A 21,793-nucleotide genomic window follows, 5' to 3' on the forward strand; every position below is an offset into this window, starting at 1 on the left:
CCGCTCCCCCCGGCAGGACTGTGCAGCTACGTTACTCATAAGTAGCATGGGACCTGAGCGCGCGCTCAGTGCTTGCGCGTCGCAGCAGTGCCATCCCGCACCCTGGAGGAGAGCCATCGTGCCTCGTACCGTCAGGGACGTCGTCTTCGTAGACGGCGTCCGCACCCCGTTCGGCAAGGCGGGCCCGAAGGGCATCTACCACGAGACCCGCGCCGACGACCTCGTCGTGAAGGCGATCCGGGAGCTGCTGCGCCGCAACCCCGGCCTGGACCCGAAGAAGATCGACGAGGTCGCCATCGCCGCGACCACGCAGATCGGCGACCAGGGCCTGACCCTCGGCCGCACCGCCGGCATCCTCGCGGGTCTGCCGCAGTCCGTCCCCGGCTACTCGATCGACCGCATGTGCGCCGGCGCCCTGACCGCCGTGACGACCACCGCCGGTTCGATCGCCTTCGGCGCCTACGACGCCGTCATCGCCGGTGGCGTGGAGCACATGGGCCGCCACCCGATGGGCGAGGGCGTGGACCCGAACCCGCGCTTCGTCAGCGAGAAGCTGGTCGACGAGTCGGCCCTCTTCATGGGCATGACCGCGGAGAACCTGCACGACCGCTACCCGCAGATCACCAAGCTGCGCGCCGACGAGTACGCGGTGCGCTCGCAGGAGAAGGCCGCCAAGGCCTACGCCAACGGCAAGATCCAGCAGGACCTGGTGCCGATCTCGGTGCGCCGCACCAACCCCGAGGCCGGCGAGACCGGCTGGGGCCTGGTCACGGCCGACGAGCCGATGCGCCCGGGTACGACCCTGGAGAGCCTCTCCGGTCTCAAGACGCCGTTCCGCGTGCACGGCCGGGTCACCGCCGGCAACGCGGCCGGTCTGAACGACGGCGCCACCGCGTCGATCCTCGCGAGCGAGGACTTCGCACGCGAGAACAACCTGCCGGTCAGGATGCGCCTCGTCTCCTACGCCTTCGCGGGCGTGGAGCCGGAGGTCATGGGCTACGGCCCGATCCCGGCCACGGAGAAGGCCCTCGCCCAGGCGGGTCTGTCCATCTCCGACATCGGCCTGTTCGAGATCAACGAGGCCTTCGCAGTCCAGGTGCTGGCCTTCCTCGACCACTACGGCATCGCGGACGACGACGAGCGCGTCAACCAGTACGGCGGCGCGATCGCCTACGGCCACCCGCTCGCCTCCTCCGGCGTCCGTCTGATGACGCAGCTGGCCCGCCAGTTCGAGGAGCAGCCGGAGGTCCGCTACGGCCTGACCACCATGTGCGTCGGCTTCGGCATGGGCGCGACGGTCATCTGGGAGAACCCGCACTTCGACGGAGGCGACAAGTGAGCACCACCGCTGAACTCCTGAAGGGCGCGGCCGAGCTGTTCCCGGACGAGGTCGTCACGCAGGCGCACGTACGCCACCTCGACCTGCCCTTCGGTGCCGGGCGCTTCGCGCTGATCACCCTGGACAACGGCCTGGACCACACCAAGCCGACCACCTTCGGACCGCAGTCGCTGGCGAACCTCAACGCCGCCGTCGAGCAGGTCGAGAAGGAGGCGGCCGAGGGCACGATCGTCGGCGTCGGCGTCACCGGCAAGCCGTTCATCTTCGCGGTCGGCGCCGACCTCAAGGGCGTCGAGCTGCTGACGAGGCACGAGGACGCGCTCGCCATCGGCAAGGGCGGCCACGAGGTCTTCAAGCGTCTCGGGGGCCTCGCGGTCCCGACCTTCGCCTACTACAACGGCGCGGCGATGGGCGGCGGCGTCGAGGTCGGCCTGCACTGCACCTACCGGACCGTCTCCAAGGCGATCCCGGCGTTCTCGCTGCCCGAGGTCTTCCTCGGCCTCGTCCCCGGCTGGGGCGGCTGCGCCCTGCTGCCGAACCTGATCGGCGCCGACAAGGCCGTCTCGGTCATCATCGAGAACTCGCTGAACCAGAACAAGCAGCTCAAGGGCAAGCAGGTCTTCGAGCTGGGCATCGCCGACGCCCTCTTCGAGGGCGCCGACTTCCTGGAGCAGTCGCTGATCTGGACCGCCCAGGTGCTCAAGGGCGACATCGAGGTCGAGCGCCCGGTGATCGACCGCGGCGAGGCCTGGGACCAGGCCGTCACCAAGGGCCGGTTCATCGCGGACTCCAAGGTGCACGGCGCGGCCCCGGCCGCCTACCGCGCCCTCGACATCATCGCCGCCGCCAAGAACGGTGACCTGCAGCAGGGGTACGACGCCGAGGACCAGGCCCTCGCGGACCTGATCATGGGCGGCGAACTGCGCGCCGGCATCTACGCGTTCAACCTCGTCCAGAAGCGCGGCAAGCGTCCCGCCGGCGCCCCGGACAAGAACCTGGCCCGCCCGGTCACCAAGGTCGGCGTCGTCGGCGCCGGTCTGATGGCCAGCCAGCTCGCGCTGCTCTTCCTGCGCCGCCTGGAGGTGCCCGTCGTCCTGACGGACATCGACCAGGAGCGCGTCGACAAGGGTGTGGGCTACGTCCACGCCGAGATCGACAAGCTGCTCGGCAAGGGCCGGATCAACCAGGACAAGGCCAACCGCCTCAAGGCGCTGGTGAGCGGTGTCCTGGACAAGGCCGAGGGCTTCTCGGACGCCGACTTCATCATCGAGGCGGTCTTCGAGGAGATCGGCGTCAAGCAGCAGGTGTTCGCGGAGGTCGAGGCGGTCGCCCCGGCGCACGCGATCCTCGCCACCAACACCTCCTCGCTCTCCGTGTCGGAGATGGCGTCGAAGCTGAAGCACCCCGAGCGGGTCGTCGGCTTCCACTTCTTCAACCCGGTCGCGGTCCTCCCGCTGCTGGAGATCGTGCGCGGTGAGAAGACCGACGACGCCTCCCTGGCCACCGCGTTCGCCGTCGCCAAGAAGCTGAAGAAGACCGCGGTCCTCACCAAGGACGCCCCGGCGTTCGTCGTGAACCGCATCCTGACCCGCTTCATGGGCGAGATCCAGAACGTCATCGACGAGGGCACCCCGGTCGAGGCCGCCGAGAAGGCGATCGAGCCGCTCGGCCTGCCGATGTCCCCGCTGGTGCTGCTGGAGCTGGTCGGCCCCGCCATCGGTCTGCACGTCTCGGAGACCCTCAACCGGGCCTTCCCGGACCGCTTCACGGTCTCCGAGAACCTCGCGGCCGTCGTCAAGGCGGGCAAGCGCGGCTTCTACGTCTACGACAGCGGCAAGCCGGAGCTGGACCCGGAGGTCGCCGCGCTGCTGAAGCAGGGCGATGTCGTCCTGACCGAGGAGCAGGTGCGGGCGCGGGTGCTCGACGCGGTGGCGCAGGAGATCGGGCTCATGCTCGACGAGGGCGTCGTCGCCGAGGCCCAGGACATCGACCTCTGCCTGATCACGGGCGCCGGCTGGCCCTTCCACCTGGGCGGCATCACGCCGTACCTGGACCGCGAGGGTGTGTCGGAGCGCGTGAACGGCAAGAACTTCCTGGCTCCGGGCGTGGCGTCCGTTCCGGCGTAACGGCCGTACGGATGTGAAGGGGGCCTTCGCCACTCAGGCGGAGGCCCTCCGTCGTTGCCTGTGTCGTCGCCCCCGCCGTTGCCCGTGCCGGTCAGGAACGCCAGGGCCCCAGCGGGCTGCCCACCGCCGGGGACAGCTGGCGGCGGACGTGCAGTCCGCCGTCCGTGCCGATGACCGCGACGACCACCGCGCCCGTCGCGTCGTACGCCATCGCGGGGGCGTGGGCGACCATCTCGCCCGACTCGCGCCAGTGTGTGCCGGACACCTTCTTGTTCCGGTCGGGCAGGGAGACCACGAGCCGGCCGCGGCTGCCGCGGTGGGCCAAAAAGGCCTCGCGGGCGCCGCGTTCCGGGGCCCACAGCGCGGCGACCGCGCCCGTGCCGCCGTGTCCGCCGAGCCCGGCGCCGGAGCCGGGCCAGCGGCCGTCGGCGTGCTGGCGGTAGGCCATGACCTGCTGGGTGCCGGCCTCCCGGAAGTAGAGGCAGGTGCGGCCGGCGCCGGAGTCGACGGCGGTGATTCCGCCGGTGGCCGGGCGGCCGGTCTGCAGGGTCTCGTCGAGGAGGAAGGGGCCGCCGGGTTCGGCCTGGTGCCAGCGCCAGACCGAGTTCTTGCCGGGCACGTACAACTCCACGGTGCCGCGCCCGGTGGTCAGGGCGGTGCCCGCGTCCTGGACGAAGCTGCCGCCGAGGTCCTGCCACGGCCCCCAGGTGCCGTCCGTGTCGCGACGGCGCAGGCTGATGCCCTGCTCGAAGTTGCGGACGAAGACATAGAGCCGGCCGGCCGCGTCGACCGCGGCGGACGGCACGCCCAACTCCCGCTGGCGGCGGCCGTCCCCGTGCACCCAGTCGGGGTTCTCCAGGGTCCGCCAGCCGCTGAACCCGTTGCCGCCGGGGTCCTGGACGGTGTGCACGACGTCCACGGTCACCCCGCCGCCGACCACGTGCTGGCGGCGCAGGCCGACGAGTTCGGCCGGGCCGCCGGGCAGTCCGGTCACGGCGACGGACGGTGCGATCCAGCCGTCGCCGAGGACGTACGGGCCCTTCCACCCGCCGCCGGCCGGTCCGGTCTCGGTCCAGAACGCGAGCCGGCCGGCCAGCACCCCGAAGGCGTTGAGCCGTCCGGCCGGCCCGAGGCGCAGCCAGTCGGTGGTGGGCGAGTAGCGGTAGGCGGCGCTCAGCATGTGCGTGCTGCGGTACGGGTTCGGGCCCAGCTGCCGGTCGCCGCAGGTCTGACAGGTGCCGTGCGGGCAGACCGCGGGGGCGTCGAGTCCACCGTACGTGGCGAGGTACTCGGCCTTCTCCGCGGCGGCGGCGGAGTCGAGGTTGTGGCCCCAGAAGCGGTTGGCGTAGGCGCGGTAGTGCTCGACGACCGGATTGTGGCCCGCCTCCCGGTGGCGGGCCAGGGCGGCCAGCGCGAACTGCGTGGTGGTGGTGTGGTCGACGTGGTCGGAGCAGACGTACTCGGTGCGGCCGCCGTCGTGTTCGGGGTCGGGGTCCATGGTGCGCACCGTGGTGGGGCGGACGTGGCCGAGCAGCGCGGTCAGAGCGGTGATCACCTGCTCCCGGCTGATGTGCTGGACCTCGCCGACGGTGCAACCGTGCACCGGCAGCGTGGCCTGGGTGCGCAGGGCGCCCTCCCACAGATCGTGCAGCCGGGTGCGGGTGCCGCGCTCGGTGGGGGCGCCCATGTGCAACTGGAGGAAGTACAGGTACACCGAGTCGTGGTCGACGAGGGTGAACCGCTCGGCGGCGAACCCCGGCACGAGGTCCACGGGTTCGCGCCGCCAGGGATGGTCACGGTTCCCGGTGACCATACGGGCGTACGCCGAGCGCAGCCCGCAGCCGCGCTCGGTGCTGTAGCGGGCGAAGTCCGGTGCAAGCGCGGCGCGTTGCGGCTCGTCGGTGTCGAGGTTGATGCCGTCGGCCTCACCCGCGGTGAGGATCACCGTGGTGATCCGGTCGCCGTCCTGCACCGAGCGCACCAGATCGGGGTTCATGAAGTACAGGTCGTCGTCCTGGTGAGCGACGATGTGGAGGATCGAGCGGGTGGTCGGGGTCATCGGCCCTCCTCGGGCATCGTGTTCACCGGGGGCCGTCGGGGTGCGCGGGCTCATCGGTCCACCACGTTCATCGCCATCGCCCCCGAGGCCGAGCAGTAGGGCCGCACCCACACCGGGCGGGCCGGGTGGACCACCGCGTACGGGCTGGCCTCGTCGCCCACCAGCGGCACCGAGGGGTAGACGTAGGCGCCCTTGACGTCGGGGAAGTCCTCCAGCAGGTGGCAGACGCGCACCTTGCGGCGGTCGAACGGGTCGGGCTGCAACCACCAGTCCCAGTCCTCCCAGCGCTCCAGACGGTGGTCGACGACCCGGCGCAGCGGGGCCTCGGCCCGGAAGGACTGGCGGCCGAGGAGCTCGACGGGCACCGAGAAGGTCCGGCCGTGCCGGCCGCGGCGGCTGGCGATGAACAGCGCGCCGGGCTCGATCCGCCGTCCGCCGCACAGCACGCCCCGGAGGCTGATGGTGCCGTCGCGCACCTCCACACCGGTGCACTCGGCGTGTTCCTCGCGCAGCACGGTGCGCAGCATCAGCCGGCCGTTGGGCTGGGCGTACGGCAGGTTCCAGCCGACCGGGCCGGCCGGGGGGCGGGCGACCAGGCGGGCGCGGGCGTCGATGAGGGCGCGGGTGTCCCGGACACCGGCCTTCATGTGCACGGGCGAGGACTTCGCGCAGGACATGGTCACCTGCCAGCGCCCGTCACCGAGGTCGTCGAGGGCCGACGGCGTGACGACGGCGGTGTAGCGGGTGCCGCCGTTGTCGAGGTCCTTGCGGAAGGTGCGCAGCGTCAGATCGGGGCGGCGGTCGCTGCCGGCGGCGGGCTTGTGGCGCAGCACGAACTGCCAGCGGCGGCGGCCCTCGGCGGGCCCGTCGGCGCTGAGCCGCAGCCAGCCGGCGTCGTCGGCGGTGACGTCCACGGTGGCCGCGCCGATCGCGGCCGGGGGCACCGTCGGCTGGCCGGTACCGGTTTTCCGTGCGGCGGCGGGGGCACGGTAGCCGCGCTCGGCGGTGGCGCGGCGGCGGGCGGCGTCCTCGAACAGCTCCACGTAGCGGCCCGCCACGGCGGCCGGGTCGTAGCGGGTGGCGTTGCGCAGCGCGGCGGCGCCCATGGTGCGGCGCAGCGGCTCGTCGGCCATGAGGCGGCGCAGGCCCCCGGCGATGCCCGCCACGTCGCCGTTGGGCACGAGGAAGCCGTCCTCGCCGTCACGCAGGATCTCCCGAGGGCCGACGGGACAGTCGGTGGAGACCACGGGCAGGCCGCAGCGCATCGCCTCGACCAGCGTCATGCCGAACGACTCGGCGCTGGAGGTGACGGCGGCGATGGAGCCCTTGGCCCACTCGGACTCGATCGGCGAGAAGCCGCCCATGAGCAACGCCCCCCCGGTCAGGCCGAGTTCCGTGACCAGGGCGCGCAGCTTGCCGGCTTCGCCACCGTCGCCGTAGATGCGCAGCTGCCAGTCGGGGAACTCCTCGGCGAGTCGGGCGAAGGCGCGGATCAGCAGGTCGTACCGCTTGATCTGGTGCATGCGGCCCGCGCTGACGACGACCTTGCGGGAGCAGTCGGAGGGTTCGACGGACGGTTCGGGCACGCTGTTGGGGATGCCGGTCACGGGGATGCCGGGGATCGGTGTGTTCTCCGTGAAGGAGCGGGCGTCGGCCTCGGTGACGGTGGTGATGGCGTCGAGGCGCGGATAGACGCGGGCCATCTCCGCGCGCACCGCCGGCGGGATGGCCAGATGGGTCATGTGCTCCTGGGCCACGCGGAGGGCGCCGTCGCGGGTGTGGGCGGCGACGAAGAGGTTGAGGCTGGGACGGGTGCCGACCACCACGTCGGCGGACGTCCTCTGCAGCTCGCGGATGATGCGTCCGTCGGTGAACCTGCTGTACTGGGCGTAGAACTCCTCCTGCCGCGGCACCACTTCGCTGGGTTCGTCGCTGCCCGCGGCGCCCCGGTCGGCGGAGCCCGGGCGCAGGTCGACCAGGGCGCGGACGGTGACCCGCGGCGAGATCTCGAACTTGGTGGCCGTCGCGCGCCGGAAGACCGAGACGATCTCCACCTCGTGGTGGACGGAGAGTGCCTCGGCGAGGTTGATGACCGTGCGGTTGGTGCCGCCGATGCCGTAGACGTTGTTGATCAGGAAGGAGATCTTCAACGGACCTCACTCTCCTTCCGCTCGAAGGGGGACGGCACGGGGTAGTACGCCCGCAGGAACCGGCTCAGCATCGCCGTCTGCCGCTCGACGTCCTGGCCGTCGGAGAGCGTGTCGTTGATGCAGAAAGCCTGCCGGTCGCGGCGGGCGAGCAGGATGCCGAGCCGGCGCTGGATCTCCGGCCTGGCCAGGTCCAGGTAGGCGAAGGTGATGTTCGAGGGCACGGCGCGGCCGGTGAAGTAGGCGTAATAGTGGTACAGCGAGGACGGGATGGAGATGTCGCCGGCGCTGCGGAACCGGCTGTGCGAGGTCTGCCGGTGATCCGCGGTGAACTCGCGCTCGATCTCCGCCAGCACGCTGCGGCGCAGCGCGTACGGGGCGTGCCGCAGCTTCTGCACGATGGCGGTGCCGAAGTGGTCCTGCAGCAGGCGCCGGTTGTTCTTGCCGGCCGCGTCGACCGGGCGGTCCACGGGACTGGGGTCCCACCGGGGCACCTGGGACGGCGAGAAGAAGGTGCGGGTCATGCCGTTGGACAGGAAGAAGTCCTGGGGGGTGACGGGGCTGCCGAGGAACATGTCGTCGTTGAAGTAGAGGAAGTGCTCGGACAGGCCCCTGATGTGGTGCAGGCGGCTTTCGATGGCGTGCGAGTTGAAGGTGGGCAGCGCGGCCGGGTCGTCGAAGATCTCCGAGTGGTCGACGACGGTGATGCGCGGGTGGCCGTCGTTGAGCCAGGACGGGCGCTGACGGTCCGTCACCAGGTAGACATGGCGCACCCAGGGGGCGTTCTGCTCCAACGCGCGCAGGGAGTAGCGCAGTTCGTCGCGGCTGATGTATCGGGCGGCGTTCGCGGATTCGGAGTGGTAGCCGGCCACGCCGTAGGCGCCGCGCCGCAGCTGCCAGTCCGGGTCGCTGCCGTCGACCCAGGTGTAGACGACGTCCACGGGGAAGCGCACGTCCTCGGGCAGGGGGTCGGCGCAGGGCCGGATGGTGCGCACCGAGCGGGTACGGCGGGTGTGCAGGGCGGCGAAGCCGGTGAGCCGGCTGACGGGGACGGTGACGCGGGGCTCGTCGAGGGCGACGTCCTCGGTGACGCGGTTGGGGCGCGGGGCGTGCAGACGGCCGTCCTCGGGCCGCCAGAACTCGATGTCGCAGCCGTGCTCCAGCCCCAGGACCAGGGAGCCGGCCGGGTCGCTCCACACCATGCCGATGCGCAGCACGGCCGCCTGGCGGGCCAGTTGCCGGCCGCCGCGCGAGCCGGCCAGCACGGTGCGGCCCTGCGCGGCCTGGCCCCGGCAGGTCCGCAGATATACGGGGCTGCGGTCGGCGCAGCGCTTCAGCACCTGGCCGACCCGGTCGCGGTCGGCCTCGGCGACGGCGAGGCAGGAGCGGAAGTCGGAGGCGCCGCGCACCGCGAAGTGGTCGACGCCGGCCTCCTCCAGGGCGGTGACCACGAGTTCGAGGTTGGCCTCGCGCAGGCCGAGCGGTGACACGGTCGGCCGTACCAGGGCGATGCGGGCGCCGTGCCCGGGGAGCGCGGCCAGCCGCTCGCCGGCGCCGAACAGGTGCGGCCAGCGGCGGCGGGCCCGTGTGTCGCGCAGCAGACGGGCGCCCAGGTTGACGGTGTGCAGTCGGCGCAGCACCTGCTTGAGCGCCATGCGCAGCCACGGCGGTACCCGGCGCGCGATACGGCGTCGGAGGCCCGCGGGGACCACCGTGCGGTACGCGCCGACCGCGGCGGAGGCCTCGGGATTGCCCATGCTCACCGCTGGTTGTCCGCTCTGTCGAGCCGGCCGGAGGTCCGGTCGCCCTCGAAGGCGCTGGGAACCGGGAAGTAGCGGTGCAGGAAGCGCACCACCTCCTGGGTGCCGCCGCGGGCGCGTGCCTCGTCGGTGCCGAGCCCGAACATCTGGATCTGCTGGATGTCGCGCCGTACCCGGAGCCGGTCCAGGTGGGTGCCGATGCCGGGGAGCGCGGCGTGCAGCGCCACGGACGCCTCACCGGAGGGGTCGGCGAGGCCGGCGGTGTGGCCGAAGTGGTGGACCACACCGTCCAGCGGATGCGTGCCGGGTACGGCGGGCAGCCGTTGCCCGTCCTCCAGGGGCAGCGGTTCGGTGCCGGTCCCGGCCAGCCGGGCGAGCGTCTCGGCGCGGTGCGGCTGCGGGCCGTGCGCATAGCCGTGGACGGTGACCCGGCCGGTGGCCGCGTATGCGGTGCGGGTCCAGGGCGCGAAGGACTCCTCGGCGTTCCAGGGACCGCGGCGGGGCCGGGTCGCGCCGTTCGGGGTGAAGTAGTCGAAGGGGCGGACCGGCCGGCCGAGCAGGGCACCGGGGCGCAGCAGCAGGAAGTGGTCGGCGAGGTCCGGCAGTTGGTGCAGGTGCCATTCGTCACCGGGGTACGCGCGGACCACGGTGAGCCCGTCGCCGGCCCGGAGCCACGCCGGTGGTTCCTCCTCGGCGACGACATGGACGACGTCCACCCAGGGCGCGTACTGGTGCAGGGAGCGCAGCGCGGCGCGCAGCAGTTCCTCGCCCCACGGTGTGCGGTGCCGCCACAGCAGGACGGCGTCCACGGGGAAGGTGATCTCCTCCAGTCGTACGACGTCGAAGTTCTCCAGTGTGGTCGTCGGTTCCAGGTCGCCGTCGGTGTCGCAGTAGCCGGACAGCCGGTCGAGGCCGATCTCGATGCCGGGCGCGTCGCTGGGCACCGCGCGCTGGACCCGGTTGGGACGCGGGCCGATCAGCCGTTCCGTGGGCAGGTCGGTGTTGCCGGTCCAGAACTCGATCTCGACGCCCTGGTCCTCGCCCACCCAGAGGTTCTCGGTGGGCTCGGTGCGCAGCCAGGTCAGGCGGACCACCTTGGCCTTGCCGTAGTGCTTCCACGCCTTCACATGGCTGCCGGGGATCTCCTTGGTGTCGTTCTGGGCCGGTGACACGGAGACGACGTACCCGGTGTGTTCCTCCAGCAGCGCGCGCAGTACGCGACGGACCGCGCCCTTGTCCCTGTGGTCGACGGCCAGGCAGATCCGCCGGTCGTCGAGGGCCGGGACGGCGAACCAGGGGATGTCGGCGACGTCCAGCGCGTGGGTGACCAGATCGTGGTCGAGCCGGCGCGCCAGGTCGGCGGTCAGGCCGGTGTGCACATGGCCGACGCGGCCGTCGGGTGCCTGGATGCGGCGCTCGGATCGGCCGAGGCGGGCCCGGCGCACCCGGCGCAGGGCTCTGCGGTGCAGCCGTGCCTCGCGGCGGCTCAGGGTGCGGGCGAGCCGGCGCTTGACCTTGCGTCGCACGCCTATGGGGACCGTGGTCGAGGCGGCCGTGCGCACTGGCTGGGGGACGAGTCGTTTGTAGACGTTGACCGCGGAGCTCATGGACGTCGGGTCCGGCACGTCATGAACTCCGTTTCATCGCTCGTACGGGCTGGGGGTGGGGAAGTAGGAGGTGAGGAAGCCGTCCAGCAGCTCCTGTTGTGCCTCGATGTCCTCGGGTGTGGAGAAGGCGTCGTTGAGACAGAAGGAGTCCTTGTCGCGGCCGTCGAGCAGCCGTTGCAACCGGTCCGCCAGGTCCGGTACGGCCAGTTGGAGGTAGGTGAAGGGCATCGAGCCCGGTTGTCCCCGGCCGGTCAGCGCCGCGTAGTACAGCGCGAAGGACGAGGTGGGCGACAGGTCGGTCATCGCCCGGAACCTGCTGGCCGCCGTGCGTGCCCAGGCCTCGGGGAAGTCGCGTTCGGCCTCTTCCATCGCCGAGCGCCTGAGGGCGTACGGGATGTGCTCCATCGGCTGGGTGACCACTCGACCGAAACGTTCCAACAACAAGGCGCGGTTGTTCTTGCACGCCGCGTCGACCGGGGTGTCGGTCTCCGCCACCGGACCTTGCGGTATGCGGTTGCGCGAGGGGAAGTAGCGGGCCGTCCCGCTGGGCGTGAAGAAGGCGTGCGGGGCGACCGGGCGGCCCATGAACATGTCGTCGTTGAAGTACAGGAAGTGCTCGGCCAGGCCGTCGATGCGGTGTATCTGCGACTCGATCGCGTGCGAGTTGAACACGGGCAGCACCGACGGGTCGCGGAAGATCTCGCGATGGGTGGCGATGCGCAGCCCGGGCACGTCCTCGCGCAGCCAGGCCGGGACCTGGTCGTCGGTGACGATGTAGACGTTGCGGATCCACGGCGCGAACAGGTGCAGCGAACGCACCGAGTAGCGCAGCTCGTCGCGGCTGATGAAGCGGGCGTCGCTCGCGGACTCCGCGTGGTACACCTCGCCCTTGGCCTGCGCCTTGCGCTGCTGCCAGGCCGGGTCGTTGCCGTCGACCCAGGTGTAGACGGCGTCGACGGGGAACGCGATGTCGTCCGCGCAGTTCACGAGGAACTCGGGGCGGGTGGACAGGGCCGGTGCCGAGCGGCGCGGGGTCCAGTCCGAGACGAACCGGCTGAACAGCCGGGCGGAGCCCGGCAGGTTCGTGCCGTCGGCGGTGACCGCCCAGGTGGCACGGTTGGCGCGGGGCGCGACGAGGTACGTCCCCTGCCGCTGCCAGAACTCGATCGCGCAGCCGTACTCGTGACCGAGCAGCAGATGGCGGTCCGGGTCGGTGCGGTACCAGCTGATCTCGAGGACGCGCGCGTCGGCGACCTCGCGCCAGGCCCTGGCGTCGCGCGAGGAGACGGGCTTGGCCGGCCGGGGCGCGTCCGGGTCGATCACCCGGAGGTGGCCGGGAAACTGGCCGAGCCCGCGGAACACCGCGCCGAGCACCCGGTCCCGGTCCTCCTCGGCGACGGCGACGACGGTGCCGTGGTCGGCGGTGCCGCGTACGGCGAAGTGCGCGACGCCGACCGTGTCGAGCAGGGCGGTGAGCGCGGAGCGGTTGGCCTCGCGGGCCACCAGCGGGGTCAGGCCGGGCTCGACGTAGACGTCGCCGTGCTCCGCGGTGTGGGTGGTGGGCGCGGGCCCGGCGGCCGGCCGCCCCACGCCGGCGCCGGGCGGAGCCATGACCGCGGTGCGCGTCAGCCGTCCGCCCGCTTGCTCGGACACGGTCGTCACGCCGCTCGCCCCCCAACGGCGGACGCACGCACCAGCACAGCCACCCCTTAGATTTTCAACCTTCACAGGACCGGCACATCATTGACAAACTTTCAAGCACTTGTCAACGTCGGCAGGAATGGCACAAAGCACATACAACCCTTACGTCAGGTTGAACGTCTGATGACCGGTGGATGACTGTCCGCCACGCAGAGGGCCCGGTCTCCTCCCCCACTCGTGCCCCGAGCCACCCCGAAGACGACGGCACAGCGCCGGCACGAGAGAGGAACCGAGGCAATGACGCACGCCCTGCCGGAGACGGGCCCCCGGGAATCGCGGCGCGCGCCGTCCAACCGCCGGGCCGGACCGCCCCGCCGGCGTCGCGTATGGCGGTGGCTCGCGCTGGGTCTCGTACTGCTCGTGCTGGCCACGGGCGGTGTCGGCTACTGGCTCTACAACGACCTCAACGGCAACATCAAGGGCGTCGACCTGGACCGGGCGATCGGTGACGACCGGCCGCGGAAGCTGCCCACGTCGGGTCAGAACCTGCTGGTCCTCGGCTCCGACTCGCGCTCCGGCGCCAACGCGGCGCTGGGCACCGGCGATGTCTCCGGGGCGCGCTCGGACACCGCGCTGGTGATCCACATACCCGAGGGCCGGTCGAAGGCCGTCGCGGTGAGCATCCCGCGCGACACGCTGGTGACCCGGCCCGAGTGCACCGCGAAGGACGGCTCCACGCTCCCGTCGAAGAAGCGGGTGATGTTCAACTCCGTGTACTCGCTCGCCGGGCCCGCCTGTGTGGTCAAGACCGTCGAGCAGATGTCCGGGGTCCGCATGGACCACTTCGTGGAGGTCGACTTCGCGGGCTTCAAGGGGCTGGTGGACGCCATCGGCGGGGTGACCGTCACCGTCGACCGGGACATCCACGACAAGTCCAGCGGCCTGAACCTGACCGCGGGCACCCACAAGCTGGACGGCACGCAGTCCCTCCAGTTCGTCCGCACCCGGCACGGCATCGGCGACGGCAGCGATCTCGGACGCATCGGGCTCCAGCAGCAGTTCCTGATCGCGCTGCTCGGCGAGATCAAGAAGCAGGACCTGCTCGGCAGCCCCACCAAGGCCTACCGGATCGCCGACCGGCTCACGCAGTCCCTCACCACCGACTCGGGCCTGGCCTCCCTGACCAAGCTCGCCGAGTTCGGCCGCAGCATGAACGGTGTCGACCCGGCCACCATGGAGACGATCATGCTGCCGGTCCGGTACGACGTCCAGGACCCCAACCGCGTGGTCGCCGCCCAGCCCCGGGCCGGACAGCTGTGGCAGGCACTGCGCAACGACACGGCCATCCCGGAGTCGGCGAAGAAGTCACCGGCGACGGGGAGTTCGGCGTCCTGACGGGCATGAGCCCCGCCCGGCCCCGGCACGGGTGGTCCGGGTGCACCGGAGCACGGACCCGGAGGCCGCGCGAGTGGTCCGCCGTGTCCAGGGTGGTCCGGCGTGTCCAGGGTGGTCCGCGTCAGGGGGACGGGGGGCCGCCGGGTGTTCGCGATGCTCGCGGGCTGGATCCGGCGCCGGCTGCCACCCGGCTCGGGAGGCGGCGGGAAGGCGCCGTCCACCAGGTCGAAAACCAGCGTGCCGGCCCGCATCAGTCCCCGCCGGGTCCACCCGGCAGGGACTGTTCAGACCCGGATCGACGGGGCCAGCGCCAGGCCGGGGCCGCCGGTCCGGCGGGCGATGCGCAGGGAGCCGTCGGGGGCGACCGCGGCGAGAACGACACGGCCGAGGGCGTCCAGCGCCAGGGCCGGGGCGCCCACGGAGCGTTCGCCGGTCGGGGCCCACCACAGGCCCCCCTGCTCGTTCTCCGTGCCGCACGCGGCGAGCATGACATGGCCGTCGGGATCGCGGTGGGCCAGCACCGTGCAGTCGTAGCCGTCGAGCACCGCACGCAGCACCGTGACCGGCTCACCGCTCGAAGCGCCGCCGAGGGGGATGACCCAGCCGCCGGGGCGGTGCGCGACGAACTGGCCGCTGTCCGGGGCGGTCCAGTAGTACGTCGCCCGGTCCGGCGCCGTCTCCAGTGCCGAGGCCGTACGCGGCATCACCCGCAGCGCGATGTTCGGCTCGGGCCGGACCTCGCCGTCGGCCTCCGCCTGCCGCCACCACATGGCGTCCTGCTCGCCGCCCGCCAGCACCTCGATGCGCCCTGAGGCGTGGCCGACCACCGCGAGACCGTCCTGCACCCGGCTTCCCCTGAGGTCCGCCCAGGGCTCCCACGCCCCGGTGGGCCCCTCCCGGCGCAGCATCAGCCCGCGGCCGGCGTTCCGCACGAAGACGTGCACCCGCCCGGACGCGCTCACCGCCGCCACCGGGACGCCGAGGCGGGCGGCCTTGTCCCGGTCCTTGTGCGGATTGCCCAGTGACCGCCACTCGGTCACCGGGCGGCCCGTCTGGTACTGGACGGCGTGCACGATGTCGACGGTGGGCGGCCCGTCGCCCTTGCCGGCCTCGCGCCGGCCGACGAAGTGGACGTACGTGTCCGTCCCCTGGGCCACCGAGAGGTGGGTCAGACCGGTGACCGGGAAGAAGTCGGGGCCCGTCCAGTCCGGGCCGCCCGGCCGGACCTCGGTCCAGCGCAGCAGCCCGTCGCCCGTGCGTCCGTAGGCGGTCAGCCTGCCGTCCTTGCCGCGCACCAGCCACTGGCCGCCGACGGTCGCCTCCGGCGTCCGGCCCACGTTCTCGCCGGACATGACGGTGTGGTCGGCCGCTCTGCGTCGGGCGGCGCCGCGCCCGGAACCGGTCCGCATGACGTGGCCCGCCCCTTTCCTGCCGCCCGCCCCGGCTGACCTGCCGATCCCCGAACATCTGTTGCACGGGGAGGCCGAGCGCGCCCCATCATAGGTCGAACGTTCGCCGAACACGGTGTGACGGCCGTGTGCACGCCCGCTCCCGCGGGGCCGCCGAGAGCCGCCCGCCGAGGTGAGCCGGACACCCCGTCACACCTCCCGCCACGCCTCCAGTGCCAGCCCCGGCTCGTCCTTGCGCCGGGTCAGCAGGAGTTGACCGGTCGACGGGGACAACGTTGCCGCCACCACCCGGCCGTCCTCGTCCGTCGCCAGGGAGACCCGCGCGTCCACCGGCAGCCGCGGGCCCGACTCGGTCCACCAGGCGCCCGCCGGCTCCAGCTCCGTCGGGTACGCGGCGAAGGCGACCCGGCCGCTCGCGGAGCGCCGGGCGAGCAGCGTGCAGTCGTACCCGTCGAGTTCGCAGCGGACCGCCGAGACCGGGCCGGGGCCGGACGAGGGCAGCAGGGTGGCCGGCTTGCCGCCCGGGCGCCAGGCGCACAGGTCGCCGGAGGTGTCGGTGTAGAAGACCGTCGTACTGCCGGGGGACGTGCGGAGGGCGTACAGGGTGCCCGGGCGGACCGGGGCCCGCAGGGTCTCCTGGAGCACGGGCGGGGCGCCCGCCGCCTCCTGACGCCAGTGGACCAGGCCCGCGGGGACGGCCGCGTACAGCTCCACCCGGCCGGACTCCCCCGTCACCGCGGCGAGACCGTCCTGGACCTCCTTGCCCTCGAGGTCCCGCCAGGGTTCCCAGCCGCCCTTCTCCTTCTGCGCGAGCAGGCTCACGCCGCCGCCGCCGGCGCGGACGAAGACATGGGCGCGGCCCTGTGCGTCCACCGCGACGGCGGGCGTGCCGGTGCGGTCACCCTTCTTGTCCGGGTGGCCGATCGGGTTCCAGTCCAGGGCCGCGAGACGCGGACGGAAGTGTGTGGAGTGCACCAGCCCCGACTCGCCCTTGGCGGTGGGCCGCCAGGAGACCAGGTGGGCATAGCCGTCGGCGCCCTGGCCGAGCGCCAGGACGGGGTGCAGCCTCTGGTCGCCGCCGACCGTGCGCGGCGCGGTCCAGGAGCCTGCGGGGCCGCGCTCCGCCCGGCACAGGACAGCGCCGTCCGACAGCTGGTAGACACTGAGCCGGCCGTCGCGGCCGCGGATGAGCCAGTCGCCGTTCACCGGTTCACTCTAAGGCTCTGGGACTTTGGTCAGTTCGGCCGGCCAGGACGCCGTTTCTTATGGCGCGGTGAGGTCAGGGAAGGCAGCCGCCCGAGCGATGACGCCGCTGCCGGCCGGCCGTTCCGGTCGGCACCAACCGCTCAACCAGATCCGTCATGCACGGTTCCACGAGCTACCACACCAGGAGAATCGACGTCTCAGCCCAGCCACCCCGCCCGGCACCAGGTTTCCCTCGGCGGTCGGACCGGGCGCGGTGTCCGGGGGCTCCTCCTCGGAATGGCCGGTCAGCCAGTCGCGGTGCAGGAACGGCATGGTGTGCTCCACGTCGTGGACGTCGGTGGCCGGCAGGTGCAGTTCGAAGCGGGTGCCGGAGTGTCCGTCGGGGCGGTCCGACACGGTGATCCGGCCGCGGTGCAGGGCGACCTGCTGGGCGACCAGGGTCAGGCCGAGGCCGGAGCCGGGACTGTCCGGGCCCCGGCGGAAGCGCTGAAAGACCTCCTCGCGGTATTCCGCTGGGATGCCGGGGCCGTGGTCGTCCACGGTGAGGAGCGCGGTCGGCTCCTGCGGATCGCCCGCCGGGCGCAGGGTCACCTCGATACGGGCGACGCCGTCGTCGGCGCGGCCGTGGGTCCAGGCGTTGATGAGCAGGTTGTCCACCGACGAGCGCAGCCCCTGCTCCCAGCCATGGACGCGCACCCCCACGGTGGCGCGCACGGACACTTCGGCGTCGGGGTACGTACGCCGAAGGCCCGAGACCGACGCGTCCACCAGTTCCGCGAGGTCCAGCGGCGTGAACGCGTCCGCCTCGATCAGATCGCCCTGGGCGAGCGCACGCAGGCCCACAGAAGGACGTGCTGGGCGACGCACTACGGCCCGATACCCGCCGGCAGCACCACGGCCAACGGCGACATCTTCGACAACAGCAAGAACACCGCCGCGACTTCGCTGACCCGCAGGCACCAGCTGCCGTTCGGCACCCGGGTGAAGGTCACCAACGTGGCGAACGGCAAGTCCCTGGTCGTGCGCATCAACGACCGCGGCAACTTCAAGCACACGAAGCAGGAACCCAAGTGCCTGGACCTGACCGACGGAGCCTTCCGCCGGCTCGGCGGCAGCCTCGATCCCGACGCCGGTCACATCGTCGTCAGGCAGAAGGTACTGAGGTGACCTGGCCGGTGCGCCCGCCGTACAGCGGAGCGCGGGTGCCGGCCGGGACCGGGCCGTCGTAGCGCAGGACGCGGCCCTTCAGACCCGGTGCGCGCCTGTTCGCCGGTCGGGGGCGGCTCCGCGACGAGCCGCCCCCAGCTCGCCTGCTGTGCCCCGGTGGAGGCGGGCCGGACCCTGGCCCGGCTCCACCGGGCGAAGCGCCGGTACACCGTGGGTCAGGCCGGACCGAACACTGGCGGGCGGTCGACGCCAGGTGCAGCCCCAGGTGGCCACAAAGACGATCGCGTTCAGAGTCTCGCGGTTGCCCGCCGTCGGCCCCCGCCCTGCGGACGCTTAACCTCAGCCGATGGCACCACCCGCCGGAACAACACCCACAGCCGGCCCAACCGACCGCACCCGGCCACCGGGCATGCAACCCTTGGCAGCATGGACGACGCCCTCGACGCCCCGCTCCCGCACGCCCCGCTGCTGATGATCGTGGACGGCGCGAACGTCGTCGGATCGCGGCCCGACGGCTGGTGGCGGGACCGCAGGGGGGCCGCCGAGCGGCTGCGGGACCGGCTGGCCGAGACGGGACTGCCCGGCCTTCCGGCCCCGGTGGAGATCGTGCTCGTGGTCGAGGGCGCGGCCCGGGGCCTGCCGTCCGTGCCGGGGGTCCGCGTGGAGTCGGCACCCGGCAGCGGCGACGACCGGATCGTGGAGCTGGCCGCCGAGCACGCCGGCCGGGACCGTCTGGTGATCACCGCCGACCGCGAACTGCGGCGCAGGGTCGGCGAGCTGGGCGCGGAGGTGGCCGGTCCGCGCACGGTCCTGGACTGAGCCGCTCGGGCTACTCCCCCGGCACCCGGGCGTACAGCACCGCACCGTCCACCGTGCCCACCTCCTCGTAGCGTGCCGCGAGCAGGCGGCGCAGGCTGGGGACGCGGTCGGGGGCGTACGGCTTGCCGCGGGAGTCGTCGACGACCAGCGTGGGGCGGTGCGCGCTCATCTCCCGCCGGAACACCGGCCAGGCGCCCGCGACGGCGTACTTCTCGCCGACCTGGGGTCCGTCCCGGCCGCCGCTGTAGTTGGTGAGCAGGCCCGCGGTGAGGTAGCGGGTGGCGGGCCGGCGGCCGGCCAGCCAGTACGTCTCCGGGTGTATGCCCCAGACGAGGACGCGGTCGGTCGGCGCGGTGCGGCGCTCGAGGGCGGCGGCGAGCCGCTGGGCGTGCGCGAGTTCGGGGCGCGGGGCGAGCAGGCCCCAGGCGAGGAAGAGGGCGCAGCAGCAGGCCGAGGTGAACACCGCGCTCACGCGCCGTTCCGGGGGCAGGACCTGCAGCGCTGCCGTGGCCAGCAGGGCGAGCGGCGCGGTGAGTTGCAGGTAGTAGTGGCCGAAGAAGTGGCAGCCGAGGATCACGGCGGCGGCCGAGGAGGCCAGCCACAGCCACAGATCCGCCGCTCCGGCGCGGGCGGTGCGCAGGGCCCTCACCACCGGCGGGAGCAGGCCCGCCGAGGCTCCGGCGAGGAGCGCGGTGTTGGTCGACGCACGGACCAGGACGTGGAGTTCGGACCCGGTGAAGGAGGCGTAGGCGGCCGAGCCGGTCACCGTCCAGAACAGGAATCCGGCCGGGTCGGTGGCCAGGGCGGCGCCGAGTACCGGTACGGCGAACCCGGCGGCGAGCCGGGGCACTCCCGTGCGCGGGGTGCCGTGACGGTGCAGCAGCCACGCCACCGGGAGCAGCACCGCGCCGCCGGTCTGCTTGGTGAGGAACGCGGCGGCGACGGCGGTCCCGGCCGCGGCCCAGCGCCCGCGGTCGGCGCACCACACGGCGGCGGCTGTGCAGGGCAGTATGAACACCTCGAAGGTGGCCGCCTGCGCGTCCTCGGGGTTGAGCCCGACCGAGACCAGCAGATACAGCACCCCGGCGGTCCGCCCCGCGCCGTCGCCCCAGCGGCGCCGGGCGAGGGAGGCGAGCAGGACGGCGGTCAGCAGCTCGGCGAGGACCGCCAGCACCCGGAGCGGGGTGAGGGAGCCCGGGCCGCACACCGCGAAGGCGGCCTCGTACAGCCAGGGCAGCAGCGGCGGCTTGCGGTCGACGACGGTCTCGTACAGGCGCCCGCCCTCGGCGAGCAGCCGTGCCTGGACGGCGAGGTAGCCCTCGTCCGGGCTCCACAGCGGCCGGACGAAGGACGGGACGCGGGTGACGCAGGCCAGGACCGTCAGCAGGGGCAGCAACCGCGTCCAGTACACCGTCCGGGTGGGCACGGTCCATGCGGGGGCGAGGGGCGCGGCGAGCATGGGCAGCACGCTATCCGGCCCCGACGTCTCCGCCGGAGCAGGACATACGGGGCCGGAGCGATGAGGCGTGTGGTTACGGGGCGTTTCCGGCGGGCGGCCGCGGAGCCCCGGTCGGCGTCTGCTCGCGCACGGCCAGCCGGCTGTGCGTGCGGCCGTAGAGGAAGTAGACGACGAAGCCGATCACCATCCAGATGGCGAACCGGAGCCAGGTCTCGGCGGGCAGGTTGAGCATCAGCCACAGCGTGGCGCACACGGACAGGATCGGGACGAACGGGACCCAGGGGGTACGGAAGGCGCGGGGCAGGTCCGGGCGGGTCTTGCGCAGGATGATCACGCTGATCGCCACAACGACGAAGGCGAACAGGGTGCCGATGTTCACCAGTTCGGCCAGTTCGGCCAGGCTGGTGAAGCCGGCGACGATCGCGATGATCACGCCGAGCAGGATGGTCGGCCGGTGCGGGGTCTTGAAGCGCGGGTGCACGCGGGAGAAGAACCGCGGGAGCAGTCCGTCGCGGCTCATCGCGAAGAACACCCGGGTCTGGCCGAGGAGCAGGATCATGCACACGGTGGTCAGGCCGACGGCGGCGCCGAAGCTGATGACGCCCGCGTACCAGGGATGTCCGATGGCCTTGAACGCGTCGGCGAGCGGGGCCTCCACCGAGAGCCTGGTGTACTTCTGCATGCCCGTGACGACGACGGAGACGGCGACGTAGAGCACGGTGCAGATGATCAGCGAGCCGAGGATGCCGCGCGGCATGTCCCGCTGCGGGTTGCGGGTCTCCTCCGCGGCGGTGGCGACGATGTCGAAGCCGATGAACGCGAAGAACACCACCGAGGCGGCGGTGAAGATGCCCATCACACCGAAGTTGGCCGGTGCCCAGCCGAACATCAGCTGGATGAGCGGTGCCTTGAGGTTGCCGCCGGCCGGCACCGGCGCGGCGTGCGGGATGAACGGCTGGTAGTTGTGGCCGTTGATGAAGAAGGCACCGGCGATGATCACGATGAGGACGACGGTCACCTTGATGGCGACCACGACCGAGGTGATCCGGGCCGACAGCTTCATGCCGAGCACGAGGATGCCGGTGAGCACCAGCACCAGGGCGGCGGCGAGGATGTCGAAGCCGAAGCCGGAGGCGTTGTCCCGGCCGGCGAGGTAGCCCGGCAGGTGCCAGCCCGCGTTGTCCAGCAGCGAGCGGATGTAGCCGGCCCAGCCGACCGCCACCACCGCCGTGCCGAGCGCGAACTCCAGGACCAGGTCCCAGCCGATGATCCAGGCGGGCAACTCGCCCAGGGAGGAGTAGCTGAACGTGTACGCCGAGCCCGCCACGGGGACCGTGGAAGCGAACTCCGCGTAGCACAGGGCGGCGAGCGCGCAGACCACGCCGGCCGCCACGAAGGCCAGGGACACCGCCGGACCGGCGTTGTTCTTGGCGACCTGTCCGGTCAGGACGAAGATGCCGGTGCCGATGATGACACCGACGCCGAAGACGGTCAGATCCAGTGCGGAGAGGGACTTCTTGAGCGAATGCTCCGGTTCCTCGGTGTCCTGGATGGACTGCTCGACGTTCTTCGTACGGAAGAGCGCGCTGCTCACGTTCCTGCCTCCCACGCTTGTGAGGCCTCGATATGGCTCAACATGATCGAGAGGGTCGGGACGCG

The 21,793-nt window shown here is 72.3% G+C and carries 15 protein-coding genes and 1 pseudogene; 5 read left to right on the top strand and 11 right to left on the bottom strand.

Annotation, left to right across the window (positions count from 1 at the left end; genetic code table 11):
• Positions 1-118 precede the first annotated feature (118 nt).
• Positions 119-1,339: a thiolase family protein gene (locus tag AC07C1_RS04650; RefSeq protein ID WP_478936891.1), complete on the top strand. Its 1,221-nt coding sequence runs from the start codon at positions 119-121 to the stop codon at positions 1,337-1,339.
• On the top strand, positions 1,336-3,465 hold the full coding sequence (locus AC07C1_RS04655) for a 3-hydroxyacyl-CoA dehydrogenase NAD-binding domain-containing protein (protein ID WP_478936893.1): 2,130 nt from the start codon (positions 1,336-1,338) through the stop codon (positions 3,463-3,465). Before AC07C1_RS04650 ends, AC07C1_RS04655 begins: the two co-directional genes overlap by 4 nt.
• 91 nt (positions 3,466-3,556) lie before the next feature.
• Here AC07C1_RS04655 and AC07C1_RS04660 read toward each other — a convergent pair whose 3' ends face one another.
• Genes AC07C1_RS04660 through AC07C1_RS04680 form a run of 5 tightly spaced genes read right to left on the bottom strand, consistent with a single transcriptional unit; the run spans position 3,557 to position 12,649 of the window.
• On the bottom strand, positions 3,557-5,524 hold the full coding sequence (locus AC07C1_RS04660) for a hypothetical protein (RefSeq protein ID WP_478936894.1): 1,968 nt from the start codon (positions 5,522-5,524) through the stop codon (positions 3,557-3,559).
• A 50-nt stretch (positions 5,525-5,574) separates the two neighbouring features.
• Complete coding sequence (locus tag AC07C1_RS04665) at positions 5,575-7,674, bottom strand: glycosyltransferase family 4 protein (RefSeq protein ID WP_478936895.1); 2,100 nt, start codon at positions 7,672-7,674, stop codon at positions 5,575-5,577.
• Positions 7,671-9,434, bottom strand: a complete 1,764-nt coding sequence (locus AC07C1_RS04670; protein WP_478936896.1) for a stealth family protein — start codon at positions 9,432-9,434, stop codon at positions 7,671-7,673. Before AC07C1_RS04670 ends, AC07C1_RS04665 begins: the two co-directional genes overlap by 4 nt.
• Positions 9,431-11,038, bottom strand: a complete 1,608-nt coding sequence (locus tag AC07C1_RS04675; protein ID WP_478936897.1) for a sugar phosphotransferase — start codon at positions 11,036-11,038, stop codon at positions 9,431-9,433. Before AC07C1_RS04675 ends, AC07C1_RS04670 begins: the two co-directional genes overlap by 4 nt.
• A 33-nt stretch (positions 11,039-11,071) precedes the next feature.
• A complete protein-coding gene (locus AC07C1_RS04680; RefSeq protein WP_478937230.1) occupies positions 11,072-12,649 on the bottom strand; it encodes a stealth family protein in 1,578 nt (525 codons plus the stop codon).
• Positions 12,650-12,976: 327 nt separating this feature from the next.
• Here AC07C1_RS04680 and AC07C1_RS04685 point away from each other — a divergent pair, with 327 nt between their 5' ends.
• Positions 12,977-14,074 (top strand): LCP family protein, encoded by a 1,098-nt coding sequence (locus AC07C1_RS04685; RefSeq protein ID WP_478936899.1) that lies wholly within the window; start codon positions 12,977-12,979, stop codon positions 14,072-14,074.
• 284 nt (positions 14,075-14,358) lie between these two features.
• Here the strand turns inward: AC07C1_RS04685 and AC07C1_RS04690 are convergent, their stop codons facing one another.
• From AC07C1_RS04690 to AC07C1_RS04700, 3 genes are all read right to left on the bottom strand, one after another.
• Positions 14,359-15,483, bottom strand: a complete 1,125-nt coding sequence (locus AC07C1_RS04690; RefSeq protein WP_478936900.1) for a DUF8189 domain-containing protein — start codon at positions 15,481-15,483, stop codon at positions 14,359-14,361.
• A gap of 189 nt (positions 15,484-15,672) precedes the next feature.
• Positions 15,673-16,689: a hypothetical protein gene (locus AC07C1_RS04695; RefSeq protein WP_478936901.1), complete on the bottom strand. Its 1,017-nt coding sequence runs from the start codon at positions 16,687-16,689 to the stop codon at positions 15,673-15,675.
• A gap of 153 nt (positions 16,690-16,842) precedes the next feature.
• Positions 16,843-17,403 carry a sensor histidine kinase gene (locus AC07C1_RS04700; RefSeq protein WP_478936902.1) on the bottom strand — a complete coding sequence of 187 codons (561 nt, stop codon included), beginning with the start codon at positions 17,401-17,403 and terminating at the stop codon, positions 16,843-16,845.
• Between AC07C1_RS04700 and AC07C1_RS04705 the strand changes: the two genes are divergently transcribed.
• Positions 17,374-17,856 carry a septal ring lytic transglycosylase RlpA family protein gene (locus tag AC07C1_RS04705; RefSeq protein ID WP_478936903.1) on the top strand — a complete coding sequence of 161 codons (483 nt, stop codon included), beginning with the start codon at positions 17,374-17,376 and terminating at the stop codon, positions 17,854-17,856. The two genes, AC07C1_RS04700 and AC07C1_RS04705, sit on opposite strands and share 30 nt — an antisense overlap.
• Positions 17,857-17,985: 129 nt before the next feature.
• Here the strand turns inward: AC07C1_RS04705 and AC07C1_RS04710 are convergent.
• Positions 17,986-18,284: pseudogene (locus tag AC07C1_RS04710) on the bottom strand (transposase); the annotation flags it as partial.
• Here AC07C1_RS04710 and AC07C1_RS04715 point away from each other — a divergent pair.
• On the top strand, positions 18,283-18,675 hold the full coding sequence (locus AC07C1_RS04715; RefSeq protein WP_478936904.1) for an NTP pyrophosphohydrolase: 393 nt from the start codon (positions 18,283-18,285) through the stop codon (positions 18,673-18,675). The pseudogene AC07C1_RS04710 and the gene AC07C1_RS04715 overlap by 2 nt on opposite strands.
• Before the next feature lie 10 nt (positions 18,676-18,685).
• Here AC07C1_RS04715 and AC07C1_RS04720 read toward each other — a convergent pair whose 3' ends face one another.
• Together AC07C1_RS04720 and AC07C1_RS04725 are read right to left on the bottom strand one after the other, a co-directional pair.
• Complete coding sequence (locus AC07C1_RS04720; protein ID WP_478936905.1) at positions 18,686-20,134, bottom strand: ArnT family glycosyltransferase; 1,449 nt, start codon at positions 20,132-20,134, stop codon at positions 18,686-18,688.
• 73 nt (positions 20,135-20,207) lie between these two features.
• Positions 20,208-21,728, bottom strand: coding sequence for an amino acid permease (locus AC07C1_RS04725; protein WP_478936907.1), 1,521 nt, complete (start codon positions 21,726-21,728; stop codon positions 20,208-20,210).
• Positions 21,729-21,793: the final 65 nt, after the last annotated feature.

It is taken from the genome of Streptomyces sp. NPDC045022, from assembly GCF_056432605.1.